The following is an 11,497-nucleotide window of genomic DNA, read 5'->3' on the forward strand; positions in this document are numbered from 1 at the left end:
ATCCTCGCGCACTATCATCGTGCAGGTCATGGCTTCCCGATACGACTGTTCCGACCCCGACGGGCTCCTGACCGGCATGCGGCTCGCACGGACCGCCCTCGGTCGGGGCGAACTCGTCGTCGTGCCCACCGACACCGTCTACGGCGTCGCGGCGGACGCGTTCAGCGCCTCGGCCGTGCAGCGCCTGCTCGACGCGAAGGGCCGGACGCGGCAGTCCCCGCCGCCGGTGCTCATCCCGGGCGTCGCGACGCTCGACGCCCTCGCGAGCGAGGTCCCCGAGCCCGTCCGCCAGCTCGTCGACGCGTTCTGGCCCGGTGGTCTCACGGTGATCCTCCGTGCGCAGCCGTCGCTCGACTGGGACCTCGGGGAGACCCGGGGGACCGTCGCGCTCCGGATGCCGGACTCGCGGATCGCGCTCGAGCTGCTGCGTGAGGTCGGTCCGCTCGCGGTGTCCTCGGCGAACTCGACCGGGGACCCGGCCGCGATGGACGTCGACGACGCCGAGCGCATGCTGGGCGACAGCGTCGCGGTGTACCTCGACGGCGGAGCGCTGGCGCCGCACGACGGCGCCGCGGCGTCGACCGGCTCGACCATCGTGGACGCGACCGGCCTGTCCGCGGGGGAGGGCATCCGCATCGTCCGGCACGGTGTGATCCCGGACGACGAGATCAGACGGGTCGTCGGGGACGACCTCGTCCGGTGAAGTTCTACCTGCTCGCGGGGGTCATCTCGGCGGTCGTGAGCTTCCTCGTCAGCTGGCTCGTGTGGAAGCTCGGGATCAAGTACAAGTGGTACCCGAAGGTCCGTGAGCGGGACGTGCACCGGACGCCGACGCCGCGCCTCGGTGGGATCGCGATGTTCCTCGGCGTGATCGTCTCGCTGCTCTGTGCGTGGTTCCTCTTCCCGGTGATCGCGGGACAGGACTACTTCCGGCTCGTCTTCGGCGAGCCGGGCCGGGTGATCGCCGTCCTGGCCGGTGCGACCATCATCGTCGTGCTCGGCGTCGCGGACGACATCTGGGACCTCGACTGGATGACGAAGCTCGCGGGGCAGATCATCGCCGCCGGCATCCTCGCCTGGCAGGGCGTCGCGATCGTCTCGCTGCCGATCGGCAACACCCTCGGGGTCGGCTCGTCGTACATGAGCCTCATCTTCACGGTGCTCGCGGTCGTGCTCGTGATGAACGCCGTGAACTTCATCGACGGACTCGACGGACTGGTGGCCGGCGTCGCGATCATCGCCGGCGGGGTCTTCTTCCTGTACACGTTCTTCATCAACCGCGTCGTCGTCGAGACGGAGTTCTTCTTCAACCTGCCGTCGTTGCTCACCGCGGTGCTGGTCGGGGCCTGTGCCGGGTTCCTCGTGCTCAACTGGCACCCCGCGAAGCTCTTCATGGGAGACGCAGGAGCCCTGCTCGTCGGCTTCCTCATGGCGACGAGCGCGGTGTCGATCACGGGCAACATCGACCCGGCCGCCGTGCGCACCCGGACCGACCTGCTGCCGGCGTTCATCCCGATCCTGCTGCCCTTCGCGATCCTCGTCGTGCCGATCCTCGACTTCGGCCTGGCCGTGATCCGTCGGGTGAGCGCCGGGAAGTCCCCGTTCTCGGCGGACCGGAAGCACCTGCACCACCGGTTGCTCGACATGGGGCACTCGCACTTCCACGCGGTGCTCATCTTCTACGCGTGGACGGCAGTGGTCGCCTTCGGCTGTCTGCTCTTCCTCTTCGTCAACTGGTGGTGGGTCGCCGCCTTCGTCGCGGTCGGCTTCACGGTGTGTGCCATCGTGACGTTCGCCCCACTCGGTCGGAAGCGCGTCGAGATCGCGGCGCAGACCACCGCGTCCGCCGGCGCACCGTTCGACGCCAGCTACGACCCGCTCGACCGCGCCGCCGCGGTCCGTGACACCCGACCCCGCCCCCGCTCGACCTCTGGAGACCCCTCGTGACCGCACCGAACGCGCTCGACCACGTCCGGCCGGTGTTCCGCCGCATCCTCGTGCAGGGTGCCGGCCTCGCCGCCGCGCTCGCCCTCGTCGGCGGTGTCGTCGGGTGGTTCGTCGCCGGCGGCCCGGGGCTCACCGGTGGCCTCATCGGCGCCGTGATGAGCGTCGTCTTCTGCGGGCTGACCGCGGTGAGCGTGCTCCTCGCGATCCGGTTCTCGGGCGGTCAGATGGTCTCCGGCGCGTTCTTCGGCACGATCATGGGCACGTTCCTGGTCAAGTTCGTGCTCTTCATCGTCGTGCTCGTCGCGCTCAAGGACCGGGACTGGGTGGACACCCCGGTGCTCGCCGTCGCCATCATCGTCGGGGTCATCGGGTCGCTCGTGATCGACGTCACGGTCATCGCACGGTCCCGGGTCCCGATCGGGGTGTCCCTCCCCGGAGACCGGACGGACGCTGGGGATCGCGACCCGGCTGCCTGAGAGCCCGAGAAGGCGCACACACCTGATACGCTTCTGGAGCCCGCTGCCGGAGCACGAGCTCGGACGGGCAAGCCTCCACTTCAGTCCACCTCCGCGTGCCATGCGTGCGCGCCCCGACACAGGAGACAGCGCTGCTATCCCACGCTCTTCCCCTGTCCCTCATCGCTGCGGGTAACCCCGTCGCGGCGGGGAGCAGCAAGGCCGCCGAGTTCCATGGTCCGTCGATCAACGAGTTCTTCCCGGACCCGATCTTCTTCGCCGGTACTGCGTTCGAGATGGACCGCATCGTCCTCATCCGCTTCTTCGCGGTGGCCGTGCTCCTCGTCTTCGCGTTCGCCGGAACCCGCGCGCTCAAGCTGGTCCCCAACCGTGGACAGGCCTTCATCGAGTACGCCTTCGACGTCGTCCGTCGCAACACCTTCGACAACCTGGGCGAGAAGGACGGCAAGCGCTTCCTGCCGCTCCTCGCGACGATCTTCTTCGGCGTCCTGTTCATGAACCTCACGGGCCTCGTCCCGTTCATGAACATCGCCGGCACCAGCCGCATCGCGATGCCGATGATCCTGGCGATCGTCGCCTACGTCGCCTTCATCTACGCGGGTCTGCGGAAGCACCCGGGAACGTTCCTCCGGAACTCGCTCTTCCCGCCCGGGGTCCCGTGGCCGCTCTACCTGATCGTCACGCCGATCGAACTCGTCTCGACGTTCGTCCTGCGCCCGATCACGCTGACGCTGCGACTCCTGATGAACATGGTCGTCGGCCACCTCCTCCTGGTGCTGTTCTTCTCGGCGACCTGGTTCTTCTTCTTCGATGCGGAGAGCCTGTTCAAGCTGTTCGGCGTCGGGACGCTCGCGTTCGGCATCGCGTTCAGCTTCTTCGAGATCCTCGTCGCGCTGCTGCAGGCGTACGTCTTCATGCTGCTGACGGCCGTCTACATCCAGCTCGCGCTGGCCGACGAGCACTGACACCCTTCTGACCCCCTACGGGGCCGGCGACCGCCGGACCCGCACCTCGAAAGGAAAACACGTGGACGCAACGACCGTTCTCGCGGAGATCAACGGCAACATCGCGACGGTTGGCTACGGCCTCGCTGCGATCGGCCCGGCCATCGGCGTCGGCATCGTCGTCGGCAAGACGATCGAGTCCGTCGCTCGCCAGCCCGAGCTCCAGGGCCGCCTGACGACCCTCATGTACATCGGTATCGCCTTCACGGAGGCCCTGGCCTTCATCGGCATCGCCACGTACTTCATCTTCACCAACTAAGGTCCCTCGATGCAGAACGCACTCATCATCGCGGCGGAGGAGACCCACAATCCGCTGATCCCACCGGTGTACGACATCGTGTGGTCCGCGGTGGCCTTCGTCATCATCTTCATCGTGATGTGGCGTGTCGTCACGCCGCGCATCACGAAGATGCTCGATGAGCGCACCGAGGCCATCGAGGGCGGCATCAAGAAGGCCGAAGCCGCCCAGCAACAGGCCGCAGCTGCGCTCGACGAGTACAACAAGCAGCTGGCGGACGCACGTGCCGAGGCATCGCGCATCCGTGAGCAGGCCCGTGCCGACGCCACCGCGATCGGCAACGAGGTCCGCGAGCAGGCCACGGCCGATGCCGCACGCATCACCGCGAACGCCCAGGCGCAGATCGAGGCCGAGCGCCAGAGCGCGCTCCAGTCGCTCCGCACCGAGGTCGGCACGCTCGCGCTCGACCTCGCGTCGGGTGTCATCGGCGAGTCCCTCCGGGACGACGCCAAGGCGACCGCCGTCGTCGACCGCTTCCTCGCCGACCTCGAGTCGTCGAAGGGCGCCCAGGCGGCTGCCGGAACGGAGCACTGAGCATGCGTAGCGCCACCCGCGAAGCGATGTCGTCCACCCGGGCGGCACTCGCAGACCTCGGCGGCGCCGTCGACCTGAACGTCGGGACGGAGATCTTCGCCGCAGGGCGGGCGATCGCGCGTGCGCCGCAGCTGCTCAACCTGCTCGCGGACCCGACCGCCGACCCCGCCGGCAAGAAGGTCCTCATCGACCGCGTCTTCGCCGGGCAGAGCGACGCCTCACGCGCCGTGCTGAGCGCGGTCGCGGGATCGCGCTGGTCCTCCCAGGGGGACCTGCTCGCCGGCATCGAGGACGCGGCCGTCCGGGCCGTGGCAGCGACGGCGGACCAGTCGACCTCGATCGAGGCCGAACTGTTCGCCTTCGAGACCGCGGTCCGCTCGGACGCCGGCCTCGAGCTCGCGCTCGGGACCAAGCTCGGCAGCGCCGACCAGAAGGGCTCGCTCGCCGAGCGCCTGCTGGGCGGCAAGGTCTCCGCGCAGACCATCACGATCGTGTCGAACCTCGTGCAGCAGCCCCGTGGCCGTCGCATCGGTGAGATCGTCCGTGACGCCTCGCGGATCGTCGCCGACCAGGCGGACAAGCTCGTCGCCACGGTCATCACGGCGACGCCGCTGTCCGACGAGCAGGCGGCTCGCGTCGCCCGCGGCATCGGTGAGCGGTACGGCCGGGACATCAGCGTCAACCAGGTCGTCGACCCCACCGTCCTCGGCGGGGTCCGGGTGCAGGTCGGCGGCGACGTCATCGACGGCACCGTCGCGTCCCGACTCGCCGACCTCCGTCTCCAGCTCGCACGCTGAGCGTACGGTCGAAGACGCCCCACCCAAGTCCACAACGGGAACTGTCGTCCGCGGCAGCATCACCCTCTCGGAGCCGAAGGGCCCCGGAAAACCACAAGGAAAATCCCATGGCAGACATCACCATCAGCCCCGATGAGATCCGTGATGCCCTGAAGGACTTCGTCTCGAACTACGAGCCGACGAAGGCCTCCACGGCCGAGGTCGGGCACGTCACCGACGCCGGTGACGGAATCGCCCACGTCGAAGGCCTCCCCGGCGTCATGGCCAACGAGCTCATCCGCTTCGCGGACGGCACGCTCGGCCTGGCGCAGAACCTGGACGAGGACGAGATCGGCGCGATCGTGCTCGGCGAGTTCGACGGCGTCGAGGAGGGCATGGAGGTCACCCGCACCGGCGAGGTCCTCTCCGCTCCCGTCGGCGACGCGTTCCTCGGCCGCGTGGTCGACCCGCTCGGCGCCCCGATCGACGGTCTCGGCGAGATCGCCGCGGAAGGCCGCCGTGCCCTCGAGCTCCAGGCCCCGGGCGTCATGTCCCGCAAGTCGGTGCACGAGCCGCTCCAGACCGGCATCAAGGCCATCGACGCGATGATCCCCGTCGGCCGCGGTCAGCGTCAGCTGATCATCGGCGACCGCCAGACCGGCAAGACGGCCATCGCGATCGACACGATCATCAACCAGAAGGCCAACTGGGAGTCGGGCGACGTCGACAAGCAGGTCCGCTGCATCTACGTCGCGATCGGCCAGAAGGGCTCCACGATCGCCTCCGTCAAGGGCGCGCTCGAGGACGCCGGTGCGATGGAGTACACCACCATCGTCGCGGCCCCGGCCTCCGACCCGGCCGGCTTCAAGTACCTCGCCCCGTACACCGGTTCGGCCATCGGCCAGCACTGGATGTACCAGGGCAAGCACGTCCTGATCATCTTCGACGACCTGTCCAAGCAGGCCGAGGCGTACCGAGCCGTGTCCCTCCTCCTCCGTCGTCCGCCGGGACGCGAGGCCTACCCGGGTGACGTCTTCTACCTGCACTCCCGTCTGCTGGAGCGTTGCGCGAAGCTGTCCGACGAGCTCGGCGCCGGTTCGATGACGGGCCTCCCGATCATCGAGACCAAGGCGAACGACGTCTCGGCGTACATCCCGACCAACGTGATCTCGATCACCGACGGCCAGATCTTCCTGCAGTCGGACCTGTTCAACGCGAACCAGCGTCCGGCGGTCGACGTGGGCATCTCGGTGTCCCGCGTCGGTGGTGACGCCCAGGTCAAGTCGATCAAGAAGGTCTCCGGCACGCTGAAGCTCGAGCTGGCCCAGTACCGCTCGCTCGAGGCCTTCGCGATGTTCGCGTCCGACCTCGACCAGGCGTCGCGCCGTCAGCTCGACCGTGGTGCGCGCCTGACCGAGCTGCTCAAGCAGCCGCAGTACTCGCCGTACCCCGTGGAGGAGCAGGTCGTCTCGATCTGGGCCGGCACGAACGGCAAGCTCGACGAGGTCCCTGTCTCCGACGTCCTGCGCTTCGAGGGCGAGCTCCTCGAGCACCTCCGCCGGAACTCGGACGTGCTGACGACCCTGCGCGAGACGAACCAGCTCAGCGACGAGACCGTCGCCGCGATGGAGCGCGAGATCGACGCCTTCACCAAGGGCTTCCAGACCAGCGAGGGCAAGACCCTGGGCTCCGAGCAGGTCGAGTCCGCTTCGGCCGACGACGTCGACCAGGAGCAGATCGTCAAGGGTCGTCGCTAGATGGCGGCACAGGTCCGGGTCTACCGACAGCGCATCAAGTCGGCGAAGACCACCAAGAAGGTCACCCGCGCCATGGAGTTGATCTCGGCGTCGCGGATCCAGAAGGCACAGGCCCGCATGGCCGCGTCCGGCCCGTACTCGCGGGCCGTGACGCGGGCGGTGTCGGCCGTGGCGACGTTCTCGAACGTCGACCACGTGCTGACCACCGAGCCGGCGACCTCGACCCGCGCGGCCGTGGTGCTGTTCACCTCGGACCGGGGCCTGAACGGCGCGTTCAGCACGAACGTCCTCAAGCAGGGTGAGGAGCTCGCCTCCCTGCTCCGCAGCGAGGGCAAGGACGTCGTGTTCTACCTGGTCGGGCGCAAGTCCGTCGGGTACTTCGCGTTCCGGGAGCGTCCGTCCGAGCGCCAGTGGGTCGGCAACACCGACCAGCCGGAGTTCTCGACGGCCAAGGAGATCGGCGACGCGGTCGTGTCGAAGTTCCTCCAGGACACGGCTGAGGGCGGCGTGGACGAGATCCACATCGTGTTCAACCGCTTCCTCAGCCTCGCCACGCAGGAGCCGCAGGTCGTCCGGTTGCTCCCGCTCGAGGTCGTCGAGGGGGTCGAGGCCCCGTCGAACGACGAGCCCCTCCCGCTGTACGAGTTCGAGCCGGACGCGGACGCCGTGCTCGACGCTCTGCTCCCGGTCTACATCGAGAGCCGCATCTTCAACGCCATGCTGCAGTCGGCTGCTTCCGAGCACGCCGCCCGGCAGAAGGCGATGAAGTCGGCGAGCGACAACGCCGACTCGCTGATCCGCGACTTCACCCGTCTCGCCAACAACGCGCGTCAGGCCGAGATCACGCAGCAGATCTCCGAGATCGTCGGCGGCGCCGACGCACTCTCGTCGAAGAAGAAGTAGTGGTCCGCGCAGCTCGCGGACAGAACCCACCCTCAGGAAGGCACCAGCCATGACCGACACCGCCACCACCGCGGTCGAGACGTCGTCGGCGCCCGGTGTCGGCCGGATCGCCCGTGTCACGGGCCCCGTCGTCGACATCGAGTTCCCGCACGACGCCATCCCCGAGATGTACAACCTCCTGTTCACGACGATCACCATCGGTGACTCGTCGCAGGAGATCGGTCTCGAGGTCGCGCAGCACCTCGGCGACGACCTCGTCCGTGCGATCTCGCTGAAGCCGACCGACGGTCTCGTCCGCGGCCAGGAAGTCCGCGACTCCGGCGCACCGATCTCGGTGCCCGTCGGTGACGTGACCAAGGGCAAGGTCTTCGACGTCCTCGGGAACGTGCTCAACACGGACGAGAAGCTCGAGATCACCGAGCGCTGGCCGATCCACCGCAAGGCCCCGGCCTTCGACCAGCTCGAGTCCAAGACCTCGATGTTCGAGACCGGCATCAAGTCGATCGACCTCCTCACCCCGTACGTGCAGGGTGGCAAGATCGGTCTCTTCGGTGGTGCGGGCGTCGGCAAGACCGTCCTCATCCAGGAGATGATCCAGCGCGTCGCGCAGGACCACGGTGGTGTCTCCGTGTTCGCCGGTGTCGGTGAGCGCACCCGTGAGGGCAACGACCTCATCGGCGAGATGGAGGAGGCGGGGGTCTTCGACAAGACGGCCCTCGTGTTCGGCCAGATGGACGAGCCGCCGGGAACGCGCCTCCGCGTGGCCCTGTCGGCGCTGACGATGGCGGAGTACTTCCGCGACGTGCAGAAGCAGGACGTCCTGCTCTTCATCGACAACATCTTCCGCTTCACGCAGGCCGGTTCCGAGGTCTCGACGCTGCTCGGTCGCATGCCGTCCGCGGTGGGGTACCAGCCGAACCTCGCCGACGAGATGGGTGTGCTCCAGGAGCGCATCACCTCGACGCGTGGTCACTCGATCACCTCGCTGCAGGCGATCTACGTGCCGGCCGACGACTACACCGACCCGGCGCCGGCGACGACGTTCGCGCACCTCGACGCCACGACCGAGCTGTCGCGTGAGATCGCGTCGCAGGGTCTGTACCCGGCGATCGACCCGCTGACGTCGACCTCGCGGATCATGGACCCCCGGTACCTGGGTGCCGACCACTACGAGACCGCGACCCGCGTCAAGGCGATCCTGCAGAAGAACAAGGAGCTGCAGGAGATCATCGCGATCCTCGGTGTGGACGAGCTCTCCGAAGAGGACAAGATCACCGTCGAGCGTGCTCGCCGGATCCAGCAGTTCCTCTCGCAGAACACGTACATGGCGAAGAAGTTCACGGGCGTCGAGGGGTCGACCGTGCCGCTGAAGGACACCATCGAGTCCTTCCGCGCCATCGCCGACGGCCAGTTCGACCACGTTGCGACGCAGGCGTTCTTCAACGTCGGCGGCATCAACGACGTCGAAGAGAAGTGGGCGCAGATCCAGAAGGAGAACCGCTGAGATGGCGGGTCTCACCGTGAGTGTCGTCTCGGCTGACCGCGAGGTCTGGTCGGGCGACACCACCATGATCGTCGCACGCACGACGGAGGGCCAGATCGGCATCCTCGCGGGGCACGAGCCGATGCTCGCCACCCTCGCGCAGGGGCAGGTCCGCATCACGCGGGCCGACGGCTCGACCGTCGCGGTCGACGCGGAGGACGGCTTCCTCTCCGTCGAGCACGACACGGTCACGATCGTGGCGCGGCAGGCCGCGCTCGCGTCCTGACCGGACTGACCGTCCTCCTCCCGCCGTCCGAGACGAAGCGGGAGGGCGGGGACCCGGAGCGCACCCTCGACCTGGGGGTGCTCTCCTTCCCGGAACTGGCCACAGAGCGGGCCGCGGTGATCACCGCGGCCCGCTCTGTCAGTTCCGACGAGTCCTCGGCACGGACGGCGTTGAAGCTCGGGCCGAAGTCCGTCTCCGAGCGCCTGCGGAACCTGGTGCTCGACGTGAGCCCGACACTGCCGGCCATCGACCGGTACACGGGTGTGCTGTACGACCCGTTGGCGTCCCTCGCGGCGGACCAGTCGACGCGCCGGTGGTGGGAGCAGCACGTGGTCGTGCAGTCCGCCATGTTCGGTCCGATCGGTGCGGGCGATCCGGTGCCCGCGTACCGGTTGTCCCACGACTCCAGGCTCCCCGGACTCCGTCTGGCCTCGCTCTGGCCCGGCGTGGCCTCAGGGGCGTTGGCGGAGCGGGGGGAGGGGCTGGTGCTCGATCTCCGGTCGGAGGGGTACCGCGCGCTCGGTCCGGTGGCGGGTGCCGTTCCGCTCCGTGTCGTCAGCGTGGGCGGTGACGGTCGACGCAAGGCCTTGAACCACTGGAACAAGACGGCGAAGGGGCGGCTCGTGTCCCTCCTCGGTCGGTCGGGTGCTTCCGTCTCGTCGATGCCGGACCTCGTGGCGTGGGCGCGCGACAACGGCGTGCTCGTCGAACGGGTGGACGACGGCTGGGACCTCGTCGCGGAGAGCCTCGGAGCCGGCGTGGTCTGAGGGGGACCTCCTCTGCACAGGGCGGGTGGCGACGGCGGTCGTCCACGGCATCTCGATCGGCCGTCGGCGTCGCACTCCGGTTGCGTGAGGCTGGGAGGCATGGACTCCACGACAGCGAAGCGACCTGCATCCTCCCCCCGGTACAGCCACGAGATCGCGGCGGCCGTCACCCTTCCCGCAGCGGCCCGTGCGCTCGTCGACACGGCGGCGCTCACCACCGCCGACGCGATCGCGGTGGCGACCGGCTGTGGCGCCCTCGCCACCCGCATCGGACTCCTGCGGTTCCTGGCCGACCCGGACCGGGTGGCATCCGGCACGGTCGCGCCGGTCGACCCGTTCTGCGACGGGATGCCCGCCGCGCTCGTCGGTCGCGGACCGTCGCCCGACCGCGACCGTCTGCGGCACGCGGGGGACCGGTGCGTCGAGTCATGGCGCATCATGACGAGGACGGCCGACGGGGTGCGCGCGACCCACGGGGTACCACCTGTCGTCGCTGTCGCCGGCGTCTCCGGAGCGGTCGGCGTCGCCGGCGCCCTGGCACTCGGCGCCTGGTGTTCCTGGGCACTCGGCTCGGAGCTCCGGGCTGCGACCCGCGCACGCTACGCGCTCGACCTCCGTGCCGACGACCCGCTGGCGATGCTCGTCGACCGGCTGTGTCGGATCCGGCGTCGACCGGCCTGGCGGACGTGAGCCCGAGGTGCACCGCATCGTCTACGGTGGTGGTGCCGACGGAAGGAGCCGCACGTGCACGACGATGACCCGGTCGATGACACCGTGCTCCGCCCCCGTGATCGCCGTGACTCGAGGCACGTCGCACACGGCGGCCCCTCGGGCGCAGTGTCGAGGCCTGCGGTGCGGCCCGCCGACCCGCTCGACCCCCTCGACGCATCAGCCGAGGCCGGGGGCGACACCGTCGTCCGTACGCCCCGTGCGCCGCATCGTGCGACGGACGGCCGGACGCCCGCGGTATCGGTCACGGCTCTGGCTCCCGGTGCCCCCGTGGCGCCCCATGCCCCCGTGGTGCCGCATGCCCCCGCGGCGTCCGGCACGCCCGAGGCACTCGGAGTCCCCGTGGCGCCGGACACCTCCGTGACGGGAGGCCGTCACGCACCGCCAGGACGGACGCCGACGAGTCGTCGCGACGCCAGCGATCGGGGAGCCGGCATCCCGCGTCCGGTCGTGCCCTCCGTCCGGGTCGGCGAACGGGTGTTCCGTCTCGACCGTCCGGTCCTCGTCGGGCGCCGACCTGCGCTGCCCCGGGTCGTG

General features: G+C 69.2%; 13 protein-coding genes. All 13 read left to right on the forward strand.

Features of this window, described 5'->3' with window-relative positions:
• Window positions 1–28 precede the first annotated feature (28 nt).
• The 13 genes from DEI91_RS13545 (at window position 29) to DEI91_RS13605 (ending at window position 10,921) form a co-directional block, all read left to right on the forward strand.
• A complete protein-coding gene (locus tag DEI91_RS13545) occupies window positions 29–703 on the forward strand; it encodes an L-threonylcarbamoyladenylate synthase (RefSeq protein ID WP_111052796.1) in 675 nt (224 codons plus the stop codon).
• Window positions 700–1,947 carry an MraY family glycosyltransferase gene (locus DEI91_RS13550; RefSeq protein ID WP_111052797.1) on the forward strand — a complete coding sequence of 416 codons (1,248 nt, stop codon included), beginning with the start codon at window positions 700–702 and terminating at the stop codon, window positions 1,945–1,947. The genes DEI91_RS13545 and DEI91_RS13550 overlap by 4 nt, the downstream gene beginning before the upstream one ends.
• The gene (locus DEI91_RS13555; RefSeq protein ID WP_110825115.1) at window positions 1,944–2,423 is read left to right on the forward strand and encodes a hypothetical protein; all 480 of its coding nucleotides are present in this window, start codon (window positions 1,944–1,946) and stop codon (window positions 2,421–2,423) included. Before DEI91_RS13550 ends, DEI91_RS13555 begins: the two co-directional genes overlap by 4 nt.
• Before the next feature lie 104 nt (window positions 2,424–2,527).
• Window positions 2,528–3,388 (forward strand): F0F1 ATP synthase subunit A, encoded by an 861-nt coding sequence (gene atpB, locus DEI91_RS13560; protein WP_258367554.1) that lies wholly within the window; start codon window positions 2,528–2,530, stop codon window positions 3,386–3,388.
• A gap of 61 nt (window positions 3,389–3,449) precedes the next feature.
• A complete protein-coding gene (gene atpE / locus DEI91_RS13565) occupies window positions 3,450–3,686 on the forward strand; it encodes an ATP synthase F0 subunit C (RefSeq protein ID WP_027465781.1) in 237 nt (78 codons plus the stop codon).
• A 9-nt stretch (window positions 3,687–3,695) separates the two neighbouring features.
• A complete protein-coding gene (locus tag DEI91_RS13570) occupies window positions 3,696–4,259 on the forward strand; it encodes a F0F1 ATP synthase subunit B (RefSeq protein WP_111052798.1) in 564 nt (187 codons plus the stop codon).
• 2 nt (window positions 4,260–4,261) lie between these two features.
• The gene (locus tag DEI91_RS13575; protein ID WP_111052799.1) at window positions 4,262–5,056 is read left to right on the forward strand and encodes a F0F1 ATP synthase subunit delta; all 795 of its coding nucleotides are present in this window, start codon (window positions 4,262–4,264) and stop codon (window positions 5,054–5,056) included.
• 107 nt (window positions 5,057–5,163) lie between these two features.
• Window positions 5,164–6,792: a F0F1 ATP synthase subunit alpha gene (gene atpA, locus DEI91_RS13580; protein WP_111052800.1), complete on the forward strand. Its 1,629-nt coding sequence runs from the start codon at window positions 5,164–5,166 to the stop codon at window positions 6,790–6,792.
• A complete protein-coding gene (locus DEI91_RS13585; protein ID WP_111052801.1) occupies window positions 6,793–7,695 on the forward strand; it encodes a F0F1 ATP synthase subunit gamma in 903 nt (300 codons plus the stop codon). It abuts the gene before it with no gap.
• Between the two features lie 49 nt (window positions 7,696–7,744).
• On the forward strand, window positions 7,745–9,199 hold the full coding sequence (atpD, locus tag DEI91_RS13590; protein ID WP_110825109.1) for a F0F1 ATP synthase subunit beta: 1,455 nt from the start codon (window positions 7,745–7,747) through the stop codon (window positions 9,197–9,199).
• A gap of 1 nt (window position 9,200) precedes the next feature.
• Window positions 9,201–9,464, forward strand: a complete 264-nt coding sequence (locus DEI91_RS13595) for a F0F1 ATP synthase subunit epsilon (protein ID WP_111052802.1) — start codon at window positions 9,201–9,203, stop codon at window positions 9,462–9,464.
• Between the two features lie 5 nt (window positions 9,465–9,469).
• Window positions 9,470–10,231 carry a YaaA family protein gene (locus DEI91_RS13600; RefSeq protein WP_111052803.1) on the forward strand — a complete coding sequence of 254 codons (762 nt, stop codon included), beginning with the start codon at window positions 9,470–9,472 and terminating at the stop codon, window positions 10,229–10,231.
• Window positions 10,232–10,330: 99 nt separating this feature from the next.
• Entirely contained in the window at window positions 10,331–10,921 is a 591-nt protein-coding gene (locus tag DEI91_RS13605) for a hypothetical protein (protein ID WP_111052804.1), read from the forward strand.
• Window positions 10,922–11,497 lie beyond the last annotated feature (576 nt).

It is taken from the genome of Curtobacterium sp. MCBD17_032 (assembly GCF_003234855.1).
Classification (GTDB): Bacteria; Actinomycetota; Actinomycetes; order Actinomycetales; family Microbacteriaceae; genus Curtobacterium.